The organism is Pseudomonas sp. M2(2023) (assembly GCF_030263955.1).
Lineage (GTDB): Bacteria > Pseudomonadota > Gammaproteobacteria > Pseudomonadales > Pseudomonadaceae > Aquipseudomonas > Aquipseudomonas asiatica.
In genome coordinates, this window is record NZ_CP127114.1 from 4,852,773 (window position 1) to 4,877,754 (window position 24,982).

The 24,982-nt window shown below is 62.0% G+C and carries 20 protein-coding genes; 7 read left to right on the forward strand and 13 right to left on the reverse strand.

Going from position 1 to position 24,982, the window contains the following annotated elements:
• Positions 1-8: 8 nt before the first annotated feature.
• Positions 9-1,913, reverse strand: a complete 1,905-nt coding sequence (gene ftsH / locus QN085_RS22320; protein WP_015271861.1) for an ATP-dependent zinc metalloprotease FtsH — start codon at positions 1,911-1,913, stop codon at positions 9-11.
• Positions 1,914-2,116: 203 nt separating this feature from the next.
• Positions 2,117-2,743 (reverse strand): 23S rRNA (uridine(2552)-2'-O)-methyltransferase RlmE, encoded by a 627-nt coding sequence (rlmE, locus tag QN085_RS22325; RefSeq protein WP_015271862.1) that lies wholly within the window; start codon positions 2,741-2,743, stop codon positions 2,117-2,119.
• 102 nt (positions 2,744-2,845) lie between these two features.
• Here rlmE and yhbY point away from each other — a divergent pair, with 102 nt between their 5' ends.
• A complete protein-coding gene (gene yhbY, locus QN085_RS22330) occupies positions 2,846-3,154 on the forward strand; it encodes a ribosome assembly RNA-binding protein YhbY (protein ID WP_003249945.1) in 309 nt (102 codons plus the stop codon).
• Positions 3,155-3,295: 141 nt separating this feature from the next.
• Here the strand turns inward: yhbY and QN085_RS22335 are convergent, their stop codons facing one another.
• The 8 genes from QN085_RS22335 to grpE all read right to left on the reverse strand — a co-directional run bounded on the left by QN085_RS22335 (position 3,296) and on the right by grpE (position 13,708).
• A complete protein-coding gene (locus QN085_RS22335; RefSeq protein WP_049798463.1) occupies positions 3,296-3,736 on the reverse strand; it encodes a hypothetical protein in 441 nt (146 codons plus the stop codon).
• Positions 3,714-4,196 (reverse strand): transcription elongation factor GreA, encoded by a 483-nt coding sequence (gene greA / locus QN085_RS22340; RefSeq protein WP_013974292.1) that lies wholly within the window; start codon positions 4,194-4,196, stop codon positions 3,714-3,716. Before greA ends, QN085_RS22335 begins: the two co-directional genes overlap by 23 nt.
• On the reverse strand, positions 4,193-7,414 hold the full coding sequence (gene carB / locus QN085_RS22345) for a carbamoyl-phosphate synthase large subunit (RefSeq protein ID WP_013974293.1): 3,222 nt from the start codon (positions 7,412-7,414) through the stop codon (positions 4,193-4,195). The genes greA and carB overlap by 4 nt, the downstream gene beginning before the upstream one ends.
• Positions 7,415-7,519: 105 nt before the next feature.
• On the reverse strand, positions 7,520-8,656 hold the full coding sequence (carA, locus tag QN085_RS22350) for a glutamine-hydrolyzing carbamoyl-phosphate synthase small subunit (RefSeq protein ID WP_013974294.1): 1,137 nt from the start codon (positions 8,654-8,656) through the stop codon (positions 7,520-7,522).
• 325 nt (positions 8,657-8,981) lie between these two features.
• Complete coding sequence (gene dapB, locus QN085_RS22355) at positions 8,982-9,788, reverse strand: 4-hydroxy-tetrahydrodipicolinate reductase (RefSeq protein ID WP_013974295.1); 807 nt, start codon at positions 9,786-9,788, stop codon at positions 8,982-8,984.
• A gap of 13 nt (positions 9,789-9,801) precedes the next feature.
• The gene (gene dnaJ, locus QN085_RS22360; RefSeq protein WP_013974296.1) at positions 9,802-10,926 is read right to left on the reverse strand and encodes a molecular chaperone DnaJ; all 1,125 of its coding nucleotides are present in this window, start codon (positions 10,924-10,926) and stop codon (positions 9,802-9,804) included.
• A 197-nt stretch (positions 10,927-11,123) separates the two neighbouring features.
• On the reverse strand, positions 11,124-13,049 hold the full coding sequence (gene dnaK / locus QN085_RS22365) for a molecular chaperone DnaK (protein WP_015271867.1): 1,926 nt from the start codon (positions 13,047-13,049) through the stop codon (positions 11,124-11,126).
• A 101-nt stretch (positions 13,050-13,150) separates the two neighbouring features.
• Complete coding sequence (grpE, locus tag QN085_RS22370) at positions 13,151-13,708, reverse strand: nucleotide exchange factor GrpE (RefSeq protein WP_003258073.1); 558 nt, start codon at positions 13,706-13,708, stop codon at positions 13,151-13,153.
• Between the two features lie 191 nt (positions 13,709-13,899).
• On the opposite strand from grpE, the gene recN reads away from it, so the two are divergent.
• Positions 13,900-15,573: a DNA repair protein RecN gene (gene recN / locus QN085_RS22375; RefSeq protein ID WP_013974298.1), complete on the forward strand. Its 1,674-nt coding sequence runs from the start codon at positions 13,900-13,902 to the stop codon at positions 15,571-15,573.
• A 173-nt stretch (positions 15,574-15,746) separates the two neighbouring features.
• On the opposite strand, the gene fur is transcribed toward recN, so the two are convergent.
• Positions 15,747-16,151 (reverse strand): ferric iron uptake transcriptional regulator, encoded by a 405-nt coding sequence (fur, locus tag QN085_RS22380; protein ID WP_012274258.1) that lies wholly within the window; start codon positions 16,149-16,151, stop codon positions 15,747-15,749.
• 97 nt (positions 16,152-16,248) lie between these two features.
• Here fur and QN085_RS22385 point away from each other — a divergent pair, with 97 nt between their 5' ends.
• The gene (locus QN085_RS22385; RefSeq protein WP_015271871.1) at positions 16,249-16,782 is read left to right on the forward strand and encodes an outer membrane protein assembly factor BamE; all 534 of its coding nucleotides are present in this window, start codon (positions 16,249-16,251) and stop codon (positions 16,780-16,782) included.
• Between the two features lie 61 nt (positions 16,783-16,843).
• Here QN085_RS22385 and QN085_RS22390 read toward each other — a convergent pair whose 3' ends face one another.
• Positions 16,844-17,278 carry a type II toxin-antitoxin system RatA family toxin gene (locus tag QN085_RS22390; protein ID WP_003258078.1) on the reverse strand — a complete coding sequence of 145 codons (435 nt, stop codon included), beginning with the start codon at positions 17,276-17,278 and terminating at the stop codon, positions 16,844-16,846.
• 162 nt (positions 17,279-17,440) lie between these two features.
• Between QN085_RS22390 and smpB the strand changes: the two genes are divergently transcribed.
• Positions 17,441-17,923 (forward strand): SsrA-binding protein SmpB, encoded by a 483-nt coding sequence (smpB, locus tag QN085_RS22395; protein ID WP_013974300.1) that lies wholly within the window; start codon positions 17,441-17,443, stop codon positions 17,921-17,923.
• 135 nt (positions 17,924-18,058) lie between these two features.
• Here the strand turns inward: smpB and QN085_RS22400 are convergent, their stop codons facing one another.
• The gene (locus tag QN085_RS22400) at positions 18,059-18,826 is read right to left on the reverse strand and encodes an FCD domain-containing protein (protein WP_013974301.1); all 768 of its coding nucleotides are present in this window, start codon (positions 18,824-18,826) and stop codon (positions 18,059-18,061) included.
• Positions 18,827-19,082: 256 nt separating this feature from the next.
• Here QN085_RS22400 and QN085_RS22405 point away from each other — a divergent pair, with 256 nt between their 5' ends.
• From QN085_RS22405 to QN085_RS22415, 3 genes are all read left to right on the forward strand, one after another.
• Positions 19,083-20,753: a lactate permease LctP family transporter gene (locus QN085_RS22405; protein WP_013974302.1), complete on the forward strand. Its 1,671-nt coding sequence runs from the start codon at positions 19,083-19,085 to the stop codon at positions 20,751-20,753.
• Positions 20,754-20,816: 63 nt separating this feature from the next.
• A complete protein-coding gene (lldD, locus tag QN085_RS22410) occupies positions 20,817-21,962 on the forward strand; it encodes an FMN-dependent L-lactate dehydrogenase LldD (RefSeq protein WP_013974303.1) in 1,146 nt (381 codons plus the stop codon).
• A 75-nt stretch (positions 21,963-22,037) separates the two neighbouring features.
• Positions 22,038-24,848 (forward strand): FAD-binding and (Fe-S)-binding domain-containing protein, encoded by a 2,811-nt coding sequence (locus QN085_RS22415; RefSeq protein ID WP_013974304.1) that lies wholly within the window; start codon positions 22,038-22,040, stop codon positions 24,846-24,848.
• The last annotated feature ends 134 nt before the right edge of the window (positions 24,849-24,982 follow it).

The window sequence follows — 24,982 nt, forward strand, 5'->3', positions numbered from 1 at the left end:
AGATGCCCTTAGTGTTGAGCCGCTGGACCGCCGATCGGCGATTCCGGGCGATCACCCTGGGCAGCTGGTTTGCCCGAAGCCGAGTCATCATCCCAGTCGCGCGGTTCGCGGGGGGTACGGCCAGCCATGATATCGTCAATCTGCTCGGCGTCGATGGTCTCGTACTTCATCAGCGCTTCGGCCATGGCATCGAGCTTGTCACGGTTGTCGGTGAGCAGCTGCTTGGCCGTGGCGTAGCACTGGTCGATGATGCTGCGCACTTCCGAGTCGATCAGCTTGGCAGTTTCGCCGGAAACGCTGGCGTGCTGGCTCGCAGCACTGCGACCCAGGAACACCTCGCCTTCTTCCTCGGCGTACATCAGCGGCCCGAGTTTCTCGGAAAGGCCCCACTTGGTCACCATGTTGCGGGCGATCTGGCTGGCACGCATGATGTCGTTGGACGCACCGGTAGTGACGCCGTCGAAGCCCAAGGTCATTTCCTCGGCAATACGGCCCCCGTACAGCGAGCAGATCTGGCTGATCAGTGCGCGCTTGGACAGGCTGTAGCGGTCTTCTTCCGGCAGGAACATGGTCACGCCCAGGGCACGGCCACGCGGAATGATCGAAACCTTGTAGACCGGATCGTGCTCAGGCACCAGGCGACCGACAATGGCGTGGCCAGCCTCGTGGTAGGCAGTGTTCTGCTTTTCTTTCTCGGACATGACCATGGTCTTGCGCTCGGCGCCCATCATGATCTTGTCCTTGGCCAGTTCGAACTCTTTCATTTCGACCAGGCGCTTGTTGGCGCGCGCGGCAAACAGCGAGGCCTCGTTGACCAGGTTGGCCAGGTCCGCACCGGAGAAGCCAGGGGTACCACGGGCAATGACCGCCGGGTTGACGTTCTCGCCGACCGGCACCTTGCGCATGTGTACCTTGAGGATCTGTTCGCGACCACGAATGTCCGGCAGGCCCACCACCACCTGACGGTCGAAGCGGCCGGGGCGCAGCAGCGCCGGGTCGAGCACGTCCGGACGGTTGGTAGCGGCGATGACGATGATGCCATCGTTCATCTCGAAGCCGTCCATCTCCACCAGCAACTGGTTGAGGGTTTGCTCACGCTCGTCGTGACCACCACCCATGCCAGCGCCACGGTGGCGACCAACGGCGTCGATCTCGTCGATGAAGATGATGCACGGGGCGTGCTTCTTGGCCTGTTCGAACATGTCGCGCACACGGCTGGCACCGACACCGACGAACATTTCCACGAAGTCCGAACCGGAAATGGTGAAGAAAGGCACCTTCGCCTCGCCGGCGATGGCCTTGGCTAGCAAGGTCTTACCGGTACCGGGCGGGCCGACCATCAGCACGCCACGCGGGATACGGCCGCCCAGGCGCTGGAACTTGCCCGGGTCGCGCAGGAACTCGACCAGCTCGCCGACTTCTTCCTTGGCTTCGTCGCAACCTGCAACGTCGGCCAGGGTAGTCTTGACCTGGTCTTCAGACAACAGGCGCGCCTTGCTCTTGCCGAAACTCATCGGCCCGCCCTTGCCCCCCGCTCCGCCCTGCATCTGGCGCATGAAGAACATGAACACGGCGATGATCACCAGGATCGGGAAGCTCGCTACCAGCAGCTGTGTCCAGATGCTCTGCTGCTCAGGCTGCTTGCCTTCGATGATGACGTGATTGTCGACCAGGTCGCCAATCAGGCCGTTGTCGGTAATGGCCGGACGCACGGTCTTGAAATTGTCGCCATCGGCGCGCTTGCCGGTGATGATGTAGCCGTCGACGGTCACACGCTCGACCTTGCCATCCTTGACCTGCTGGATGAAGTCGGAATAGTTGAGGGTCTGCGGCTCGTTAGGGCTGGAGAAGTTGTTCATCACTGTCACCAGGACAGCTGCGATGATCAACCACAGGATCAGATTCTTTGCCATGTCGTTCAATTCGCTACCCTCTGAGGTCGGCGCACGACGCAGCCGTTCCTCGCATGATATTCATCGCCCTAACTTACTACATTACCTACGCAGCCGCAGGCACCGTCTGTAACCCTTTGTGAAAGCTAGACTACACGAAGTTCGGACGATCCTGACGCGGCGGCCGATTGGAAATAACTATCGGCCACCACGCTTCACGCCTTTCATGCCCCTTTGAAACCCCTGCCCAGCAGGTACTGCTCGCGGGAACGGTCACGCGACGACGACGGCTTGCGCATCTGCACCTTGTCGAACTTGCTGCGCACGTCCTTGAGGTACACGTCAAAACCTTCGCCCTGGAAAATCTTGATCAGGAAATCGCCGCCGGGCTTTAGCACGCGGGTTGCCAGATCGAGGGCCAGCTCGCAGAGGAACATGGCACGCGGCATGTCCACCGCAGGCGTACCACTCATATTGGGGGCCATGTCGGAAATCACAAGGTCTACGTGCGAATCGCCGACGGCCTCGAGAATGCGCTGCAGCACTTCATCCTGGGTGAAATCGCCCTGGATGAAGGTCACATCAGGGATCGAGTCCATCTCCAGGATGTCGGACGCGATCAGGCGGCCCTGGCCACCAATCAGACGACTGGTCACCTGCGACCAGCCACCAGGAGCAGCGCCGAGATCGATCACGCTCATACCTGGGCGGATCAGCCGGTCCTTTTCCTGGATCTCCAGCAGTTTGTAGCTCGCACGCGAGCGGTAGCCGTCCTTTTGTGCCTGTTTCACAAAAGGATCGTTGAAATGCTCTCGCAGCCAGTTTGCGCTGCTTTTGGAACGTTGTACCACGGGGCACCTCGATGATATGCGTCGTGATTGACTGGGCGGAGCCGGTGGCCCTCGGGTAAAATGCCGGTCAATTTTACAGAATCAGACGGAAAGGGTCAGATTATGCCGCTCAATAACGAGCAGAAGAAGCAATACAAGTCCATTGGTCATGACCTGAAGCCGGTCCTGATCGTCGCTGGCAACGGTTTGAATGAAGGCGTCATCGCCGAACTGGAGCGCGCCTTGGTCGACCATGAGCTGATCAAGGTCGAAATTCGCTCGGAAGACCGCGAAGAGCGCGCCGAGACCATTGCCGAACTGTGCAAGGCCGGCCGTGCCGAACTGGTGCAGACCATCGGCAAGAAAGCGCTGATCTACCGCAAGAACCCACAGCCGAACAAGCAGCTGTCCAATATCCACCGTTACAAGTAACGGCAAAGGGGCTGCTGCGCAGCCCATCGCTGGCAAGCCAGCTCCCACAGGTACGGCGCATGGCCTGAATTCGATGCGGTCGGTGTGGGAGCCGGCTTGCCGGCGATGGGCCGCGAAGCGGCCCCAGCGATCTCGAGCCGCTTAGCGGCGCACCTTGACCGGAACCGGCTGGGCCACCAGCACGATGCCGGAAAAGCCCAGCACCAGGAAACAGAGCAGCTGCCAGCGCTCGCCAACGGAAATACCGTAGCGCAAGGTGTAATACCCCACGCAGGCACCGAAGCCGAGCAACAGCATCTGGCCACGGAACTGCTGCCACCAGGCCGACAGGCCGTCCACCCTTGCCAGCACCGCCAGCTGGGTCAACAAGCCAAGCAGCGCCACACCGATCAACCAGCGGTCGATCTGCCCGGCGATATCCTGCACCAGCAGCGGCGCCAGGCCACTGACCTTGAGCGCGGGCACCAACCCCACGTGAAACACCCACAAGCCACCGACCCAGAAAACCTGGGCCAGCTGCCATAGGATCCCCTCGAGGGATGGCGCCCGCAGGCGCCGGTCAGATGTGCTTGACTTCGACAATCTCGTACTCGACCGTGCCGCTAGGCGTCTTGACGACGACAGTATCACCTTCTTCCTTGCCGATGATGGCACGGGCAATCGGCGCTCCGCTCGAGAGCTTGCCCTGTTTAACGTCGGCTTCATCCTCGCCGACGATCTGGTAGGACACCTCTTCATCGGTTTCGGTGTTGGCCAGTACCACGGTGGTACCGAAAATCACCTTGCCGGTGTGAGGGATGGTAGTCACGTCGATCACCACCGAGTTCTGCAGGCGGCCTTCGATATCGCGGATACGTGCCTCGACCATGCCCTGCTCTTCACGGGCGGCATGGTATTCGGCGTTTTCCTTGAGGTCGCCCAGTTCACGTGCTTCGCCGATGGCCTGGCTCAGGCGCGGGCGCTCGGTCTTGCTCAGGAACAGGTGCTCCTCTTCCAGGGCGCGAGCGCCCTGGACGGTCATCGGGTACTTGGTAATGCTCATGCTTTCAGTCCTGCATGCAGATCCTGCAGACGACGAACGGTCTTTTCCGGACCGAATTTCAGCGCCTCGCAGATGGCTTCACCGGCCGCAATGGTAGTGGTGCAGTAAATCTTGTGCTGCAGCGCATTGCGACGAATCGAGTAGGAATCGGCGATCGACTGGCGGCCTTCGGTGGTGTTGATGATCAGCGACACTTCGTCGTTCTTGATCATGTCGACCACGTGCGGGCGACCTTCGGTCACCTTGTTCACACGGCGCACTTTCAGGCCAGCCGCTTCGATAACCTTGGCAGTGCCGGCAGTTGCAACCACTTCGAAGCCCAGGGCGATCAGGTCGCGGGCAACGCCAGCCACTTGCGGCTTGTCGTCGTCACGCACGCTGATGAATGCGGTACCGCCGGTCGGCAGTACTTCGCTGGCACCCATCTGGGCCTTGGCGAAGGCTTCACCGAAGCTGTCACCGACACCCATGACTTCACCGGTCGATTTCATCTCAGGGCCGAGGATCGGGTCAACCCCCGGGAACTTGGCGAACGGGAAGACGGCTTCCTTGACGCTGTAGAAGTTCGGGATGATTTCCTGGGTGAAGCCCAGCTCTTTCAGGGTTTTGCCGGCCATGACGCGGGCCGCGATCATCGCCAGGGAGGTGCCGATGCACTTGGAGACGAACGGCACGGTACGCGAGGCGCGCGGGTTGACTTCAATCACGTAGATCTTGTCGCCCTGCAGGGCCAGTTGCACGTTCATCAGGCCGACCACGCCCAGCTCCAGGGCCATTTTCTTGACCTGTACGCGGACTTCGTCCTGCACTTCCTTGCTCAGCGAGTACGGTGGCAGGGAGCATGCCGAGTCGCCGGAGTGAACGCCGGCCTGCTCGATGTGCTGCATGATGGCGCCGATCACCACATCGGTGCCGTCGCACACCGCATCCACGTCCATCTCGATGGCGCAGTTGAGGAAGTGGTCGAGCAGTACCGGGCTGTCGTTGGACACCTGCACAGCTTCGCGCAGGTAGCGCTTGAGCTCGTCCAGCTCGTAGACGATTTCCATGGCACGGCCGCCCAGTACGTAGGACGGGCGCACTACCAGCGGATAGCCGATGCCGCCAGCAGCGCTGATGGCTTCTTCTTCGCTGCGCACGGTGGCGTTTGGCGGCTGCAGCAGGCTCAGGCGCTGAACCATCTGCTGGAAGCGCTCGCGGTCTTCAGCGCGGTCGATGGCATCCGGGCTGGTACCGATGATCGGTACGCCAGCTTCTTCCAGGGCGCGGGCCAGTTTCAGCGGGGTCTGGCCACCGTAGTGGACAATCACGCCTTTCGGCTTCTCGACGCGGCACACTTCCAGCACGTCTTCCAGGGTCAGCGGCTCGAAGTACAGGCGGTCGGAAGTGTCGTAGTCGGTGGAGACGGTTTCCGGGTTGCAGTTGACCATGATGGTCTCGTAACCGTCTTCACGCAGCGCCAGTGCGGCGTGTACGCAGCAGTAGTCGAACTCGATACCCTGGCCGATACGGTTAGGGCCGCCACCCAGGATCATGATCTTGTCGCGGGTCGACGGGTTGGCCTCGCACTCTTCCTCATAGGTGGAGTACAGGTAGGCGGTGTCGGTAGCGAATTCGGCAGCGCAGGTGTCGACGCGCTTGTACACCGGGAACACTTCCAGCTTGTGGCGGTGACGGCGCAGGTTCTTGTCGGTGATACCCAACAGCTTGGCCAGGCGCTGGTCAGAGAAGCCCTTGCGCTTGAGGCGCAGCATGTAGTCCTTGTCGATCGACGACAGGGCCAGGGTCTTGACCTTCTCTTCTTCCTTGATCAGGTCTTCCATCTGCACCAGGAACCACATGTCGATGCCGGTCAGGTCGAAGATCTGCTCGCAGGTCATGCCGGCACGCATGGCGTCAGCCACGTACCAGATACGCTCGGCGCCCGGTACGGTCAGCTCGCGCTTGAGGATGCTGCTGGCTTCAGGGTTGGCCAGGTCGACTTTCGGGTCGAGGCCGCAGGCGCCGACTTCCAGGCCGCGCAGAGCTTTCTGCAGAGACTCCTGGAAGGTACGGCCGATGGCCATGACTTCACCCACGGACTTCATCTGGGTGGTCAGGCGGGCGTCGGCTTTCGGGAATTTCTCGAAGGCGAAGCGCGGCAGCTTGGTGACGACGTAGTCGATCGACGGCTCGAAGGAGGCCGGGGTGCGGCCGCCGGTGATGTCGTTCTGCAGTTCGTCGAGGGTGTAACCGACAGCCAGCTTGGCAGCGATCTTGGCGATCGGGAAGCCAGTGGCCTTGGAGGCCAGCGCCGAGGAACGCGAAACGCGCGGGTTCATCTCGATCACGACCATGCGGCCTGTGTTCGGGCAGATACCGAACTGAACGTTGGAGCCGCCGGTTTCAACACCGATTTCACGCAGCACCGCCAGGGAGGCGTTGCGCATGATCTGGTATTCCTTGTCGGTCAGGGTCTGTGCCGGGGCGACAGTGATCGAGTCACCGGTGTGCACGCCCATCGGATCGAAGTTCTCGATCGAGCAGACGATGATGCAGTTGTCCTTCTTGTCGCGGACAACCTCCATCTCGTATTCCTTCCAGCCGATCAGCGATTCGTCGATCAGCAGTTCCTTGGTCGGCGACAGGTCCAGGCCACGGGCGCAGATTTCTTCGAATTCTTCACGGTTGTAGGCGATACCACCACCGGTGCCGCCCATGGTGAACGACGGACGGATGATGCACGGGAAGCCCAGGCGCTCGAGGACGGCGTTGGCTTCTTCCATGCTGTGGGCGATACCGGAGCGCGGGCACTCCAGGCCGATGTCCTTCATGGCCTTGTCGAAGCGCGAGCGGTCTTCGGCCTTGTCGATGGTGTCGGCATTGGCACCGATCATTTCCACGCCGAACTTTTCCAGAACGCCGTGGCGCTCCAGGTCCAGGGCGCAGTTCAGTGCAGTCTGGCCACCCATGGTCGGCAACAGTGCGTCCGGGCGCTCTTTCTCGATGATCTTGGCCACCGACTGCCACTTGATCGGCTCGATGTAGGTGGCGTCGGCCATGGCCGGGTCGGTCATGATGGTGGCTGGGTTGGAGTTCACCAGGATGACGCGGAAACCTTCCTCGCGCAGGGCTTTACAGGCCTGGGCGCCGGAGTAGTCGAATTCGCAGGCCTGGCCGATCACGATCGGGCCAGCGCCAAGAATCAGGATGCTTTTGATGTCTGTACGTTTTGGCATGGTTGTCACTCAAATCCGGGGTCAGTCGGCAAGCCGCTTTGAACAATCTGGGTCAGGCGCTTCCGGGCGCGGCGCAAGCCGGCCCGGGGCCTTGAAGCAGGATGCTCAGCGGCGCTTGGCCATGGCATCGATGAAACGATCGAACAGTGGCGCGACGTCGGTCGGGCCTGGGCTCGCTTCAGGGTGGCCCTGGAAGCTGAACGCGCTCTTGTCGGTGCGCTCGATACCCTGCAGGGTGCCGTCGAACAGCGACTTGTGGATGGCGCGGACGTTACCCGGCAGGGTGGCCTCGTCAACGGCAAAGCCGTGGTTCTGGCTGGTGATCATGACCACACCGGTGTCCAGATCCTGGACCGGATGGTTGGCACCGTGGTGGCCATGGCCCATTTTCACGGTCTTGGCGCCAGAAGCCAGGGCCAGCAGCTGGTGGCCCAGGCAGATACCGAATACCGGGATCTCGGTCTCGAGGATTTCCTTGATCGCCTGGATGGCGTAGTCGCAAGGCTCGGGGTCACCAGGGCCGTTGGACAGGAAAACGCCGTCCGGGTTGAGTGCCAGCACTTCGCTGGCCGGAGTCTGGGCCGGCACCACGGTCACGCGGCAGCCACGGGCAACCAGCATGCGCAGGATGTTCAGCTTGACGCCGTAGTCGAAGGCGACCACGTGGTAAGGCAGGTCAGCGGCTTCGATGGTCGGATGGCTGTCGGTCTTCAGCTCCCACACGCTGGAGCGCCACTCGTAGCGTTCCTTGGTGGAAACGACCTTGGCCAGATCCATGCCCTTCAGGCCCGGGAAGGCGCGGGCAGCGGCGATGGCGGCTTCTTCGCTGATGTTGTCACCGGCGAGGATGCAACCGTTCTGAGCGCCCTTTTCACGCAGGATTCGGGTCAGGCGACGGGTGTCGATGCCGGCGATGGCGACGACGTTGTTGGCCTTGAGGTACTCAGGCAGCGACTGGGTGTTACGCCAGTTGCTGGCCAGCAGCGGCAGGTCACGAATGACCAGGCCAGCGGACCAGACGCGGTTCGACTCGGCGTCTTCCGGGGTAGTACCGGTATTGCCGATGTGCGGGTAGGTCAGGGTAACGATTTGCTGCGCATAGGAAGGGTCTGTAAGGATTTCCTGGTAGCCGGTCATAGCGGTGTTGAATACCACCTCACCAACGGTCTGACCGTCGGCACCGATAGCTTCACCGCGGAAAATACTGCCGTCGGCAAGGGCGAGTATGGCTGGCTTTGTCAAGAAGACCTCCCGTAAATCAAGCATGAAAGGGCGATCGCAGGTTGCAAAAAAGCGGAGTGACGTATGGACACGTCACCCCGCTTTCATGTGCTGAATTCAATTCGCTGCGCGCTTTTAGTGGACACACTAAAGCTGTAGCTTACAGAAAAGTGCGTTTTCGGTCTACCGCGGATGTGCCTCTAAAACACATCAATGCGACAGGCTGACATCTGTGCCGGCTTCTTCGCGGGTAAACCCGCTCCTACAGGGATAGAGCCATGCCTGGGCAACGCTGTACCTGTAGGAGCGGGTTTACCCGCGAAGAAGCCAACACAGTTCAAACTGCTTAACGCAGCTCGAGCACATCCTGCATGTCGTACAGGCCAGGCTCGCGCCCGTCCAGCCACAGCGCCGCACGCACGGCGCCCTTGGCAAAGGTCATGCGGCTGGAAGCCTTGTGGGTAATCTCGACGCGCTCGCCTTCAGCGGCGAACAGCACGGTATGATCACCCACCACATCTCCAGCACGCACGGTGGCGAAGCCGATGGTCTGACGCTCACGTGCACCGGTCTGCCCTTCACGGCCATACACGGCCACTTCCTGCAGGTTGCGACCCAGCGCCTGGGCAACCACTTCACCCATGCGCAGCGCGGTGCCCGACGGCGCATCGACCTTGTGCCGGTGGTGCGCTTCGAGGATTTCGATATCCACATCGTCACCCAGCACGCGCGCTGCGGTATCCAGCAGCTTAAGGCACAGGTTGACGCCGACGCTGAAGTTGGCGGCAAAAACGATCGGGATTTCCTTGCCGGCTTCGGCCAACTGCTGCTTCTCTTCCGGCGTGAAGCCAGTAGTGCCAATGACCATGGCCTTGCCCGCCTTGCGGCAGAACGCCAGGTTCTTCAGGGTCACCGAAGGGTGTGTGAAATCGATCAGCACGTCGAACTCGTCGACCACCTTGGACAGGTCGTCGGAAATCGGCACACCAATACGACCCAGGGCCGCCAACTCACCGGCATCAGCCCCAACCAGCGAGCTGTCCGGGCGGTCTATCGCCGCCGTCAGGCCCGCTTGGGGGGCCTGTTGCTGCACGGCCTCGACGAGGGTCTTGCCCATCCGCCCTGCCGCGCCCATCACTGCAATACGTCGCATAGCCATTTCCTTGTCAGAGATCGCCGAAGAAGCGCTTCACGCCATCGAACCAGCCACTGGCCTTGGGCGAGTGAGAGCTATCGCCTTCCAGCGAATCACGCAGCTCTTCGAGCAACTCGCGCTGACGACGGCTGAGATTGACCGGGGTTTCCACCGCTACACGACAGAGCAGGTCGCCCGCACCACCACCGCGCACCGGAGCAACACCCTTGCCGCGCAGGCGGAACTGCTTGCCGGTCTGGGTACCCTCCGGGATCTTCAGCTTCACCCGACCATCGAGGGTCGGCACCTCCAGTTCGCCACCCAAGGCAGCATCGGTGTAGCTGATTGGCACTTCGCAGTACAGGTGCTTGCCATCACGCTGGAAGATCTCGTGCTCACGCACGTTGATCACTACATACAGGTCGCCGGTCGGGCCACCATGGGTACCAGCCTCGCCCTCGCCCGACAGGCGGATGCGGTCGCCAGTATCGACACCTGCCGGCACCTTGACCGACAGCGTCTTGTATTCCTCGACACGGCCTTCGCCGTGGCACGAGGTGCATGGGTCGGTAATGATCTTGCCCTGGCCATGGCAGCGCGGGCAGGTCTGCTGTACCGAGAAGAAGCCTTGCTGCATGCGCACCTGGCCGATACCGCCACAAGTCGGGCAGGTAGATGGGGTCGAGCCCTTCTTGGCACCGGAGCCGTCGCACGGCTGGCAGTTGACCAGCGTGGGCACACGGATGCTGACCGTGGTGCCACGTACCGCTTCTTCCAGGTTCAGTTCCAGGGTGTAGCGCAGGTCACTGCCGCGCTGAGCACCACCACGCGAGCCGCCACGGCCACCCCCGAAGAAGTCGCTGAACACATCACCGAAGATGTCGGAGAAGTTGGCACCACCGAAACCGGCGCCACCACCACCCATGCTTGGATCCACACCCGCATGACCGTACTGGTCGAACGCAGCACGCTTGCTGGCGTCAGACAGCACTTCGTAGGCCTCGTTGGCCTCCTTGAACTTGTCTTCCGACTCTTTGTCGCCTGGGTTGCGGTCCGGATGGTACTTCATCGCCAGGCGACGGTAAGCCTTCTTGAGGTCTGATTCGCTGGCGCCGCGCTCGACACCCAATACCTCATAATAATCACGCTTGGACATAGGTCATTTGCACCTTGTTGGGCGTCTGGCATCTACGCCGCGCCATCAGCACCCGCCATTTGCCCACCAGGGCCACTGACAGATGCTGTAAAAATTCTCGAATTCCAGATACGCCAACGCGGGAGCAAGCCCCCGCGCGGCGACATCCTACCAGCTCACCACCAAACGGCGGTGAACTGGCCGACAACATGCAGGGATTACTGCTTGTTGTTGTCTTTCACTTCTTCGAACTCAGCGTCAACCACGTCATCGTGCTTGGCTTCCGGCTCGGCCTGCTGTGCGCCGCCCTGAGGCTGTTCGGCCGACTGCTCGGCGTACATCTTCTGGGCAACCGGCGCCGAAACCTTGGACAGCTCCTCGACCTTGGCGTCGATGGCAGCCTTGTCGTCGCCTTTGACAGCGGCTTCCAGGGCAACAACGGCAGCCTCGATGGCGGCTTTCTCTTCAGCGGTAACCTTGTCACCAGCGTCAGCGACCATCTTGCGGGTCGAGTGAACCAGCGCGTCACCCTGGTTACGGGCAGCGGCCAGCTCTTCGAACTTGCGGTCTTCCTCGGCGTTGGCCTCGGCGTCACGCACCATGCGCTCGATCTCTTCGTCCGACAGGCCGGAGTTGGCCTTGATCACGATCGACTGCGACTTGCCAGTGGCCTTGTCCTTGGCACTGACGTGCAGGATGCCGTTGGCGTCGATGTCGAAGGTTACTTCGATCTGTGGAACGCCACGTGGAGCCGGCGGAATGTCAGCCAGGTCGAACTTGCCCAGCGACTTGTTCTGTGCAGCCTGCTTGCGCTCACCCTGCAGCACGTGAATGGTCACGGCACCCTGGTTGTCGTCGGCAGTCGAGAACACCTGCGACTTCTTGGTCGGGATGGTGGTGTTCTTCTCGATCAGCGAAGTCATCACGCCACCCATGGTTTCGATACCAAGGGTCAGCGGGCTGACGTCCAGCAGCAGTACGTCTTTGACGTCACCAGCCAGCACCGCGCCCTGGATAGCAGCACCCATGGCCACGGCTTCGTCCGGGTTGACGTCCTTGCGCGCTTCTTTACCGAAGAAGTCGGCAACGGCTTTCTGCACCAGCGGCATACGGGTCTGGCCACCGACCAGGATCACGTCGTCGATCTTGCTTGCATCGATACCGGCGTCCTTCAGGGCGATACGGCAAGGCTCGATGGTACGGGCAACCAGGTCTTCGACCAGCGATTCCAGCTTGGCGCGGGAAATCTTCACGTTCAGGTGCTTCGGACCGGTAGCGTCTGCAGTGATGTACGGCAGGTTTACGTCGGTCGACTGAGCGGAGGACAGTTCGATCTTGGCCTTTTCAGCGGCTTCTTTCAGGCGCTGCAGTGCCAGCGGATCGTTCTTCAGGTCCATGCCGGACTCTTTCTTGAACTCGTCGACGAGGTAGTCGATCAGGCGCATGTCGAAGTCTTCGCCACCCAGGAAGGTGTCGCCATTGGTAGCCAGTACTTCGAACTGATGCTCACCATCGACTTCGGCAATCTCGATGACCGAAACGTCGAAGGTACCACCACCCAGGTCATAAACGATGACGGTGTGGTCGCCCTTGGCCTTGTCCATGCCGTAAGCCAGTGCAGCGGCAGTCGGCTCGTTGATGATGCGTTTTACATCCAGGCCAGCGATGCGACCGGCATCCTTGGTGGCCTGACGCTGACTGTCATTGAAGTAGGCCGGAACGGTGATGACCGCTTCGGTAACTGGCTCGCCGAGGTAGTCTTCGGCGGTTTTCTTCATTTTTTTCAGGACTTCGGCGCTAATCTGCGGCGGAGCCATGTCCTTGCCACTGGCCTGTACCCAGGCGTCGCCATTGCTGGCCTTGACGATCTTGTAAGGCACCAGCTTGATGTCTTTCTGTACAACATCTTCTTCGAAGCGGCGGCCGATCAGGCGCTTCACTGCGAACAGAGTGTTGTGCGGGTTGGTGACCGCCTGACGCTTGGCCGACTGACCAACCAGGATTTCGCCGTCGTTGGCGTAGGCCACGATCGAAGGGGTGGTACGCGCACCTTCGGCGTTTTCGATGACCTTGACGTTACCGTTTTCCAGAACAGAGACGCACGAGTTGGTGGTCCCCAGGTCGATACCGATGATTTTACCCATGTTAACTCTCCCGAAACTTGAATTTGGTAGCAGCGACTACTTTGGCCAACTGCGGTAATACTTGAAGGCTTGACACCTAGATGGGGATGCCCGGATGGATTTCAAGCCTTTTCATTGATCGAGGGTTGCGCCGCGCTTGGCGCCTTGCTGACCACCACCATGGCGGGGCGCAGCAGGCGACCGTTGAGCAGATAGCCCTTCTGGAACACGTTCAGCACGCTGTTCGGCTCCACTTCGGCGTTTTCCTGCATGGCCATGGCCTGGTGGTGCTCAGGGTTGAACGGCTGGCCGTGCGGGTCGACTGCTTCGAGGTTGTAGCGCTTGAGAGTGTCCTGGAACATCTTCAGGGTCAGCTCGACACCCTCGCGGATCTGCTTGACGTGCTCATCGTCGGCACTGGAGTGCGCCAGGGCCAGTTCCAGGCTGTCGATCACCGGCAGCAGGTCGCCCGAGAACTTCTCGAGGGCAAACTTGTGGGCTTTCTCGACATCCTGCTCGGCACGACGACGAGCGTTCTGCACGTCGGCAACGGCGCGCAGCGCCTGGTCCTTGGCGGCGGCCAGCTGCTCCTCGAGTTCCAGGACGCGGGCATCGGCAGCATTACCTGCACCGGTCTCTTCGACGTTAAGGTCTTTCTCGTTCAGCTGTTCGTCAGCCATGGGGTCTCTCCTGCGCAATTTTGTGGACTGCGAGCCAGGCTCGCCTTTGATGTCGGCTATATGGGGCCGGAAAAACCAGCTTCAAGGGGCAAGGTCGTTTTCCCGGCTGCAACAGAATCTGCCAAGGGGCATTGGCAGGCCTGAAAAAAGTACTGTATAAATAACCAGACCTGACTTCCGGGAGCCGCCCCATGCTGGTGCACCTGTCCATTCACAACTACGCCATCGTTGAGCACCTCGACCTCGAGATCGCCCGAGGCATGTCCGTCATCACCGGTGAGACTGGTGCAGGCAAATCGATCATGCTCGATGCCCTCGGTCTGGCCCTGGGCGACCGGGCCGACAGTGGCGTGGTGCGCCCCGGCACGGACAAGGCAGACATCCTCGCCACCTTCGACCTGGTGGACATCCCCGAGGCGCATGTCTGGCTGGCCGAGCGTGACCTGGACAACGACGGCCTGTGCATCCTGCGCAGGGTGATCACCGCCGAAGGCCGCAGCCGCGGCTACATCAATGGCACCCCCTGCCCGCTCGGCGACCTCAAGGCACTGGGCGAGCTGCTGATCGATATCCACAGTCAGCACGAGCACCAGTCACTACTCAAGACCGACACCCATCGCCGCCTGCTCGACGAGTACGCCGGCGCCATCGACCTGGCCCGTCAGGTACAGCTGGCGGCCAAGCGCTGGAACCAGACCCGCCTGGAGCTGGAGCGCCTGTCCAACTCCGGCGATGAGCAGCGCGCCCGCCATCAGCTGCTGAGCTACCAGCTGGAGGAACTGGACAACCTCGGCCTGGGTGAATACGAACTGGAGCAGTTAGAGCAGGAACACAAGAACCTGACCAGCGCCGAAGCCTTGTTCGGCATCTGCCGCCAGGTCATCGACCAGTGCAGCGAAAGCGATTCGGGCAACGTGCTCAGCGCCCTCACCTCCAGCCTCAACCGCCTGGGTGCCGCCCCCAACTCGCCAAAGGCACTGGGCGAAGCGGCCAACCTGATCGCCAGCGCGCAGATTCAGGTCGAGGAAGCCGTGGGCGAGCTCAATCGTTTCCTCGACAACTTCGACGCCGATCCCATACGCCTGCAGGCATTGGAAGAACGCCTCGACACTATCTATACGCTGGCACGCAAACACCGAGTGCACCCAACCGAACTGCCCCACCTGCAGCAGCAACTGATGGAAGAGCTGGAGGGCCTGAACGCTAGTGATGAGTCGATCGAGCGATTGGGTGAAGAACTGGCCGCTTTTGCCCAGCATTATAAAGAGAAGGCGCTCGAGCTCAGCGCGCTGCGCCAGCAGGCCGCCCAACAGTTGGCGGTGGCCGTCGAGCAGGAGATCCAGCGCCTGGGCATGCCTGGCGGGCGCTTCTGTATCGCACTCACACCCAATGAAGGAGCAGACCTTTCGCCCCATGGCCTGGAGCAGATCGAGCTACTGGTCAGCGCCAACCCTGGCCAACCGCTCAAGGGCCTGGCCAAGGTGGCCTCAGGCGGTGAACTGTCCCGCATCAGCCTGGCGATCCAGGTGATTACCGCGCAGACCTCGCGCATTCCCACCCTGGTGTTCGACGAAGTCGACGTCGGTATCGGCGGGCCTACTGCCGAAATCGTCGGCCAATTGCTGCGCCGCCTGGGCGAGCGAGGCCAAGTGCTGACCGTAACCCACCTGCCGCAGGTGGCGGCACAAGGGCATCACCACCTGTTCGTGCACAAGGTGCGCAACAGCGACACCACCCACACCGCCGTGGCCAACCTGGGCAAGCGCGAGCGAGTAGAGGAAGTGGCGCGGATGCTGGGCGGCATAGACCTGACCAAGGAATCCCTGGCGCATGCGCGCAAGATGGTGGTGAGCGGCAAGGCCTGAACCCTTCTTTTTCAGGCCTCTTCGCGGGTAAACCCGCTCCCACAGGATATTCACCGGACCTGAGCCTGCGCAGTACCCGCGAAGAGGCCGGCACAAACGACACAGGTCTCTGCCTCAGAAAGCACAAAGGCGACCCGAAGGTCGCCTTTGCCATTCATAACGATAAGAAATCGTTACTTCTTTTTACGCACGTACAAGACCAGATTGTGGTCTACCAGCTCGTAGCCATGCTCGGCCACGATTTCGCGCTGGCGTTTCTCGATCTCGGCATCCATGAACTCGATGACTTCACTGGTATCCACGTTGACCATATGGTCGTGGTGACCGCCATCGGCCAGTTCGAACACCGCATGACCGCCGTCGAAGTTGTGGCGAACCACCAGACCCGCCGCTTCGAACTGGGTCAGTACGCGGTAGACGGTGGCCAGGCCTACGTCCTCGCCAGCCTCCATCAGCGCCTTGTAGACATCCTCGGCGCTCATGTGACGCTGCTCGGTGGAGTCGAGCATCTGAAGGATCTTGACTCGAGGCAGGGTCACCTTGAGACCGGCTTTGCGCAATTCGCTATTTTCAACCATGGTCAGCTTTCTCGCCGATGCTGCTTCGCAGCTTCTCTTAATACGGGTATGATCGGGGTTTACGTTGTCCAGCCAAGATAGTGGAAGTCGCCCACCGATGCAAAACACCAAGCTCTTGCTAACCAGCCTCACCCTAGTGGGACTGCTCGCACTCGCCGGTTGCTCGTTTCCCGGGGTTTACAAAATCGACATCCAGCAGGGCAATGTCGTTACGCAAGACATGATAGACCAATTGCGCCCCGGAATGACCCGCCGGCAAGTAAGGTTTATCATGGGTAACCCGCTAATCCAGGACACCTTCAACACCAACCGCTGGGATTACCTGTACAGCCTGCAGCCAGGCGGCGGCAAACGCCAGCAAGAACGCATGAGCGTGTTCTTCAACGAAAGCGACCAGTTGGTGAGCCTGTCCGGCGACTTCATGCCAGGCGTCAGCCGCGACCAGGAAATCCTCGGCGGCAGCAGCGACACCACGGTCAGCCCGGCCAACCAGCCAGAGCAGCCCACCGCGCAGCCTGAAGAAAAACCGGCCAAGCCAGGTTCGGTGGAAGAATCCATCCAGCGCGAAATCGACACCATCGAGACCACCCCGGTCCCGACTCCAGCGCCGCTGGAAACCTCGCCTCAATAAGCGGCGAGCAGATACAAAAAAGCCCGGACCTGGTCCGGGCTTTTTGTTGCCGCTGTTTCAGTCAGGCATTCAGTTGCTTGGCACGCTGGCAAAACGCATCCACCAGCGTATTTGCCGCCTGGTTGAACAGCGGCCCCAAAGTCGCACGCACCAGCGGGCCAGCATAGTCGAACGAAAGGTCCAGGCTGATCTTGCAGGCCTTTTCACCCAGCGGCTTGAACACCCAAAGGCCATGCAACTGGGTGAACGGCCCCTCCTCTAGGTTCATCTCGATAGACTGCCCCGGCACCAGTACATTGCGCGTGACGAAGTGCTGGCTCATGCCGCCCTTGGCCACTTCGAGCTTGGCACGCATGTGCGTGTCGCTGGCTTCGATCACCGTCGAGGCCGAGCACCAAGGCAGAAACTGCGGGTAGCTGGCCACATCGTTGACCAGATCGTAGAGCGCCTGGGCGGGATACGGCAGCAGGGCGGAGCGTTGAATATGGGTAGTCATCCAGGCATCACTTCCAAGGCTGGGTGGCGGCGCTTCGCAGCGTGCCGAAAACAAGTTCTGTCGCAAAGACAGCGGCTGTATTGTCCGGTATTCATTGCAGTGGCTCAAGCACACCGAAATCCCATAGCCGACGACGCGGCGACTGCCTATAATGCCGCCCCTATGGCTAAACAAAAGAAACATCCGACCGGGACCATCGCGCAGAACAAGAAGGCGCGACACGATTACTTCATCGAACACAAGTTCGAGGCCGGGCTGGTCCTGTCCGGCTGGGAAGTAAAAAGCCTGCGAGCCGGCAAGGCGCACCTGACTGACAGCTATGTGCTGCTGAAGGACGGTGAGGCCTGGCTGTTCGGCAGCCACATCACCCCGCTGACCACGGCCAGCACCCACGTCATCGCCGACCCCATCCGCACTCGCAAGCTGCTGCTGAACAAGCGCGAACTCGAGCGCCTGGAAGCGGCCGTGGCGCAAAAAGGCTACACCTGCGTGGCCCTGGCGCTGTACTGGAGCAAGCACCTGATCAAGTGCGAAATCGCACTGGGCAAGGGCAAGAAGGAATTCGACAAGCGCGACACCATGCGCGAGCGCGATTCCAACCGCGAGCTGCAGCGGGCTGTGCGGAACAAGGGCAAGGAAGAGTAATACCTCTTCTTCAGCCTGCTCCGGCCTCTTCGCGGGTAAACCCGCTCCCACAGGATTCACACTGAGTTCAGATTCGGTGCGGTCTCTGTGGGAGCGGGTTTACCCGCGAAGAGGCCAGCACTGCCAGTACAAATCTCAACGCCCGCTACGCCGCTCCGCCCGCGCCACTCGCTGCGCTTCTTCATGCGCCTCTTCCAGTACCTCCTGCACATACAGAATGTGCCGGCTGGACACTTCCCGCGCATCCTCCGCCCTGCCCTCGACTATCGCCAGGTACAGCTCCCGGTGCTGGCTGATCAGCATGTCCCGAGTCTCGGTCCGTTGCTGGTACATGCCGCCGATGTTGGTCACCACGTTGCGCTTGAGCAGGTCGAACAAGCCCCGAATGGTGTGCAGCAACACGGCATTATGGCTAGCCTCGGCAATCGCCAGGTGGAAGCGCGCATCGGCCGCGCCTTCCTCCGCCCGAGTCACTTCGTCGGCCCTGGCATAACAGTCCTGCAGCGCATCGAAGGCCGCCTTGAGGCGTGCCCGGTCCGGCTGGGTGGCGCGCTGGGCCGCGTAGTAGGCGCAGGACGCCTCCAGGGTATGGCGGAATTCGAGCAGGTCACGCTGCGCCTCGGCACTGTGTTCAAGCAGTTGCAGCAATGGGTCGCTGAAAGTGGACCCCAGAGACTCGGCGACAAAATTGCCCCCACCCTGGCGGCTGACCAGCAGCCCCTTGGCCACCAGCTTCTGGATCGCCTCACGCAGTGATGGGCGGGACACGCCGAACTGCTCGGCAAGGACGCGCTCGGCCGGCAGCCGCTGACCAGACGTCAGCGTACCTTCCAGAATCATCCCTTCCAACCGATCGACGATGTCGTCGGACAGGCGCCGTTGGCGGACCTGATCAAAAACCATCACATGCTCTCCACAAACCCCCGGCAGATTTCAGGGGGCGCCTATTCTCGCCGATCCGGGCCTTGCAAACACCCACCAGCCGACGATTTTCCCCGCCCATCAGATGCCCACTCATCGGCACACGACCAAAGTTTTGCACGGGACAAATTGACACACCCACGAAGACGCTTTTAACCTAGCGCCCAGCCATTGTAAATTGGTCTTACCAATTATCCAATGCCAGTGCCTGACCAACAACAATTAGGGGCCACCCCATATGCAAACCTGGCAACAAATCTATAGTCCGCTTGGTAGTCTTGGCCTGTCCGCACTGGCGGCGGTCATCCCCATCGTCTTCTTCTTCCTTGCCCTCGCGGTGTTCCGCCTCAAAGGCCACGTGGCCGGCAGCATCACCCTCGCATTGTCGATCCTGGTGGCGATCTTCGCCTTCCAGATGCCTGTCGACATGGCATTCGCCGCTGCAGGTTATGGCTTCCTCTACGGCCTCTGGCCGATTGCCTGGATCATCGTTGCCGCGGTGTTCCTGTACAAACTCACGGTCAAGAGCGGCCAGTTCGAAGTGATCCGCAGCTCGGTGCTGTCGATTACCGACGACCAGCGCCTGCAAGTGCTGCTGATCGGTTTCTGCTTCGGTGCCTTCCTGGAAGGTGCGGCGGGCTTTGGTGCACCGGTGGCAATCACTGCCGCGCTGCTGGTGGGCCTGGGCTTCAACCCGCTGTACGCCGCCGGCCTGTGCCTGATCGCCAACACCGCGCCAGTGGCCTTTGGCGCCCTGGGCATCCCGATCATCGTGGCCGGCCAGGTTACCGGCATCGACGCCTTCCACATTGGCGCCATGACCGGTCGCCAGCTGCCGCTGCTGTCGCTGTTCGTACCGTTCTGGCTGGTATTCATGATGGACGGCCTGCGTGGCGTGAAGGAAACCTGGCCTGCCGCCCTGGTCGCCGGCTTGAGCTTCGCCGTCACCCAGTACTTCACCTCGAACTTCATCGGCCCGGAGCTTCCGGACATCACCTCGGCCCTGGCCAGCCTGATCGCCCTGACCCTGTTCCTGAAAGTCTGGCAGCCAAAGCGTTCGTTCGCCGAAGCCAAGGGCAGCGTCGGTGCCGCCGTGGTCCAGCCAAGCGGCAGCCAACCAAGCCCCTACAGCTTTGGCGAGATCTTCAAAGCCTGGTCGCCGTTCCTGATCCTCACTGTGCTGGTCACCATCTGGACCCTGAAACCGTTCAAGGCGGCCTTCGCCCCGGGCGGCGCGATGTACAACTTCGTGTTCAACTTCGCTATCCCGCACCTCGACCAACTGGTGATCAAGTCCGCACCGATCGTCGCCGCGCCAACCGCCATGCCAGCGGTGTTCAAGCTCGACCCGATCTCTGCCACCGGCACCGCGATCTTCCTCTCGGCGCTGATCTCCATGGCCGTGCTGAAGATCAACTTCAAAACTGGTCTGACCACTTTCAAGGAAACCTTCTGGGAGCTGCGCTGGCCAATCCTATCGATCGGCATGGTGCTGGCCTTCGCCTTCGTCACCAACTACTCGGGCATGTCCTCGACCATGGCCCTGGTGCTGGCCGGTACCGGTGCCGCGTTCCCGTTCTTCTCGCCGTTCCTCGGCTGGCTGGGTGTGTTCCTGACCGGTTCCGACACCTCGTCCAACGCCCTGTTCAGCTCGTTGCAGGCCACCACCGCGCACCAGATCGGGGTCAACGACACTCTGCTGGTAGCGGCCAACACCAGCGGCGGCGTGACCGGCAAGATGATCTCGCCGCAGTCGATCGCCGTGGCTTGCGCCGCCACCGGCCTGGTTGGCAAGGAATCCGACCTGTTCCGCTTTACCGTCAAGCACAGCCTGTTCTTCGCCACCATCGTCGGCCTGATCACCCTGATCCAGGCCTATTGGCTGACCGGCATGCTGGTTCATCACTAAAGTGAAAGGGGCCGGGCGCCATCGCGCGCCCGGCAATCCCCACACGCAACGCTGCGAGAATCCATGATCATTTCTGCCTCTACCGACTATCGCGCCGCGGCCCAACGCAAGCTGCCTCCCTTCCTGTTCCACTATGCCGACGGCGGCGCCTACGCCGAGCACACCCTGCGCCACAACGTCTCGGACCTGGCCAGCATTGCCCTGCGTCAGCGCGTGCTGAAGAACATGTCCGAGCTCAGCCTGCAGACCAAGCTGTTCGACGAAACCCTGAGCATGCCGGTGGCCCTGGCCCCGGTCGGCCTCACCGGCATGTACGCCCGCCGTGGTGAAGTGCAGGCGGCACGTGCGGCGGCGGCCCACGGCATTCCGTTCACCATGTCCACGGTGTCGGTGTGCCCGATCGAAGAAGTGGCCCCGGCCATCGACCGGCCGATGTGGTTCCAGCTGTACGTTCTCAAGGACCGCGGCTTCATGCGCAACGCCCTGGAGCGGGCCAAGGCCGCCGGGGTCAAGACCCTGGTGTTCACTGTCGACATGCCGACACCCGGCGCCCGCTACCGCGACGCCCATTCTGGCATGAGCGGCAAGAACGGCCCGCTGCGCCGCGTGCTACAAGCCATGACCCACCCCGAGTGGGCATGGGATGTCGGCGTGATGGGGCGCCCACACGACCTGGGCAACATTTCCACCTACCGTGGCAACCCCACCGGCCTTGCCGACTACATCGGCTGGCTGGCCAACAACTTCGACCCGTCGATCTCCTGGAAAGACCTGGAGTGGATCCGCGAGTTCTGGGACGGCCCGATGATCATCAAAGGCATTCTCGATGCCGATGACGCCCGCGATGCGGTCAGGTTCGGTGCCGACGGCATCGTCGTGTCCAACCACGGCGGCCGCCAGCTCGACGGCGTGCTGTCCAGCGCCCGCGCCCTGCCGGCAATTGCCGATGCGGTCAAAGGTGACCTGAAGATCCTCGCCGATTCCGGCATCCGCAGCGGCCTCGACGTGGTGCGCATGATCGCCCTGGGCGCCGATACCGTACTGATCGGTCGCGCCTTCCTCTACGCCCTTGCCGTGCACGGCCAGGCCGGGGTGAAAAACCTGCTGGAGCTGTTCGAAAAGGAAATGCGCGTAGCGATGGTGCTGACCGGCGCCAAGTCGATCAGCGAGATCACCCGCGACTCGCTGGTACGCGAACTGGGCGCCTGACCGCCCGCAAGAACGACCGCCTGATTGACCCGGGGCATGTGGCGCACAGACGCCACGGCCCCGCGAGGAGACTGCATGAGCCTGCCCGCCGCGTTCCTGCGTGATGCCGAGCGCCTGATCCCCGCCGAACGCCGCTTCGACGACCCCACCTCCACCCTGGCCTTCGGCACCGATGCCAGCTTCTACCGGCTGATCCCCAAGCTGGTGGTGCGCGTCGAGTCAGAAGACGAAGTGGTCGGCCTGATCAAACTGGCCCAGCGCGAGCGGGTGCCGGTCACCTTCCGCGCCGCCGGCACCAGCCTGTCCGGCCAGGCCATCAGTGACTCGGTGCTGATCGTGCTGGGCGATAACTGGAACGGCCGCGAAATCCGCGGCCAAGGCGAGCAGATCCGCTTGCAGCCCGGCGTCATCGGCGCCCAGGCCAATGCCTGGCTGGCTCCCTTCGGGCGCAAGATCGGCCCCGACCCGGCGTCGATCAACGCCTGCAAGATTGGCGGCATCGTCGCCAACAACGCCAGCGGCATGTGCTGCGGCACCGCGCAGAACACCTACCACACCCTGGCCGGCCTGCGCCTGGTGCTGGCCGACGGCACGCGCCTGGACAGCGAAGACCCGGCCAGCGTCGCCGCGTTCGAGGCCAGCCACGCCGGCCTGCTGGAAGCACTGGCCCGCCTGGGCCGCGAGACCCGCGCCAACACTGCACTCGCCGAGCGCATCCGGCACAAATACCGGCTGAAGAACACCACTGGCCTATCGCTGAACGCATTGGTGGACTACGACCAACCGCTGGATATCCTGCAGCACCTGTTGGTCGGCTCCGAAGGCACCTTGGGCTTCATCAGTGCCGTCACCTACGACACCGTGCCCGACCACCCGCACAAGGCCAGCGCACTGCTGGTTTTCCCCAGCGTGGAAAGCTGCTGCCGCGCGGTGACCGTTCTCAAGCGCCAGCCGGTCTCGGCCGTTGAACTGCTCGACCGCCGCAGCCTTCGCTCGGTGCAGAACATGCCCGGCATGCCTCTGTGGGTAAAAGGCCTGTCGGACAACGCCTGCGCCCTGCTGATCGAGTCCCGTGCCGCCAGCCAGAGCCTGCTGCATGAACAGCTGCAACAGGTGATGGCCTCGATCGCCGACTTCCCACTGGAACAGCAGGTGGACTTCAGCGAAGACCCCGCCGTGTACAACCAGCTGTGGAAGATCCGCAAGGACACCTTCCCCGCCGTCGGCGCCGTACGCCAGACCGGCACCACCGTCATCATCGAAGACGTCACCTTCCCCATCGAGCAACTGGCCGAAGGCGTCAACCGCCTGATCCAGCTGTTCGACAAGCATCGCTACGATGAAGCGATCATTTTCGGCCACGCCCTGGAAGGCAACCTGCACTTCGTCTTCACCCAGGGTTTCAACAGCGCCGAGGAAGTCGCCCGCTACCAGGCCTTCATGGACGATGTGGCGCAACTGGTGGCGGTGGAGTTCGGCGGCTCGCTCAAGGCCGAGCACGGCACCGGGCGCAACATGGCACCGTTTGTGGAGCTGGAATGGGGCCACGACGCCTATCAACTGATGTGGAAGCTCAAGCGCCTGCTCGACCCCAACGGTATCCTCAACCCCGACGTGGTGCTCAGTGAAGACCCGGACATCCACCTGAAAAACCTCAAGCCGCTGCCCGCTGCCGACGAGATCGTCGACAAGTGCATCGAGTGCGGCTTCTGCGAACCGGTGTGCCCTTCCAAAGGCCTGACCCTCAGCCCACGTCAGCGCATCGTCATGTGGCGTGACATCCAGGCCAAACAGCGCGCCGGCATCGACACCCGGGAATTGCGCCAGACCTACCAGTACCAGGGCATCGACACCTGCGCCGCCACCGGCCTGTGCGCCCAGCGCTGCCCGGTTGGCATCAACACCGGCGAACTGGTGAAGAAACTGCGCAGCCAGGCCGCCGAACACGAAAAAACCGCCGACTGGCTAGCCGAACACTTCCACACCGCCCTGGGCGGCGCGCGCCTGACCCTGACCGCCGCCAATACCGCACGCAAGCTGCTCGGCGCCCCACGCCTGGGCCGCCTGAGCGCTTCGCTGAACAAAGCCAGCAAAGGCCGCCTGCCAAAGTGGACCCCGGCGATGCCACAACCACTGCGCCCACTGGACTTTGGCCCGGCCAGCAACGACGCCCGCCCTCGCGTGGTGTACCTGGCTGCCTGCGTCTCGCGGGTGATGGGCCCGGCCTATGCCGACCGCGAGCAGAGTTCGCTGCTGGACAAGACCCGCGCCCTGCTGGAAAAGGCCGGTTACCAGGTGGTATTCCCCGACAATGCCGACAGCCTGTGCTGCGGCCAGCCGTTTGCCTCCAAGGGCTACCCCGAGCAGGCCGAGCACAAACGCCAGGAACTGATTGCCGCCCTGCTGCACGCAAGCCGCGGCGGCCTCGACCCGATCTACTGCGACACCAGCCCCTGCACTCTGCGCCTGGTGCAGGACCTGAACGACACCCGGCTGGACCTGTACGACCCGGTGCGCTTCATCCGCACCCACCTGCTCGAGCGCCTGGAGTTCACCCCCCAGGACGAACCAGTGGCCGTGCATGTGACCTGCAGCACCCAGCACCTGGGCGAAAGCCAGGCGCTGATCGACCTGGCGCGGCGTTGCAGCAAACAGGTGGTGATCCCGGAGGGCATACACTGCTGCGGCTTTGCCGGTGACAAAGGCTTCACCACCCCCGAGCTCAACGCCCACTCGCTGCGCAGCCTGAAGGATGCGGTGCAATATTGCAGCGAAGGCATCTCCACCAGCCGCACCTGCGAGATCGGCCTGTCCAGCCATAGCGGCATCGACTACCACGGGCTGGTCTACCTGGTAGACCGCGTCACCCGGCCGCGTAGCATATGACCGTTTAACACAAAACCTGATAGCTGCCGCAATCCCTGTAGGAGCGGGCATGCCCGCGAACACCGGCGCAGCCGGTGCCATACACCGCGCAGCCTGCTTCGCGGGCACGCCCGCTCCCACAGGTACCGCGCCGG

What these genes read in the sequence shown, in the direction of transcription:
- ftsH (WP_015271861.1), bottom strand. Translation starts at nt 1,913, where the DNA reads ATGGCAAAGAATCTGATCCTGTGGTTGATCATCGCAGCTGTCCTGGTG.
- yhbY (WP_003249945.1), top strand. Translation starts at nt 2,846, where the DNA reads ATGCCGCTCAATAACGAGCAGAAGAAGCAATACAAGTCCATTGGTCAT.
- greA (WP_013974292.1), bottom strand. Translation starts at nt 4,196, where the DNA reads ATGAGCATTACCAAGTACCCGATGACCGTCCAGGGCGCTCGCGCCCTG.
- carB (WP_013974293.1), bottom strand. Translation starts at nt 7,414, where the DNA reads ATGCCAAAACGTACAGACATCAAAAGCATCCTGATTCTTGGCGCTGGC.
- dapB (WP_013974295.1), bottom strand. Translation starts at nt 9,788, where the DNA reads ATGCGACGTATTGCAGTGATGGGCGCGGCAGGGCGGATGGGCAAGACC.
- dnaJ (WP_013974296.1), bottom strand. Translation starts at nt 10,926, where the DNA reads ATGTCCAAGCGTGATTATTATGAGGTATTGGGTGTCGAGCGCGGCGCC.
- dnaK (WP_015271867.1), bottom strand. Translation starts at nt 13,049, where the DNA reads ATGGGTAAAATCATCGGTATCGACCTGGGGACCACCAACTCGTGCGTC.
- grpE (WP_003258073.1), bottom strand. Translation starts at nt 13,708, where the DNA reads ATGGCTGACGAACAGCTGAACGAGAAAGACCTTAACGTCGAAGAGACC.
- recN (WP_013974298.1), top strand. Translation starts at nt 13,900, where the DNA reads ATGCTGGTGCACCTGTCCATTCACAACTACGCCATCGTTGAGCACCTC.
- fur (WP_012274258.1), bottom strand. Translation starts at nt 16,151, where the DNA reads ATGGTTGAAAATAGCGAATTGCGCAAAGCCGGTCTCAAGGTGACCCTG.
- QN085_RS22385 (WP_015271871.1), top strand. Translation starts at nt 16,249, where the DNA reads ATGCAAAACACCAAGCTCTTGCTAACCAGCCTCACCCTAGTGGGACTG.
- QN085_RS22390 (WP_003258078.1), bottom strand. Translation starts at nt 17,278, where the DNA reads ATGACTACCCATATTCAACGCTCCGCCCTGCTGCCGTATCCCGCCCAG.
- smpB (WP_013974300.1), top strand. Translation starts at nt 17,441, where the DNA reads ATGGCTAAACAAAAGAAACATCCGACCGGGACCATCGCGCAGAACAAG.
- QN085_RS22400 (WP_013974301.1), bottom strand. Translation starts at nt 18,826, where the DNA reads ATGGTTTTTGATCAGGTCCGCCAACGGCGCCTGTCCGACGACATCGTC.
- QN085_RS22405 (WP_013974302.1), top strand. Translation starts at nt 19,083, where the DNA reads ATGCAAACCTGGCAACAAATCTATAGTCCGCTTGGTAGTCTTGGCCTG.
- lldD (WP_013974303.1), top strand. Translation starts at nt 20,817, where the DNA reads ATGATCATTTCTGCCTCTACCGACTATCGCGCCGCGGCCCAACGCAAG.
- QN085_RS22415 (WP_013974304.1), top strand. Translation starts at nt 22,038, where the DNA reads ATGAGCCTGCCCGCCGCGTTCCTGCGTGATGCCGAGCGCCTGATCCCC.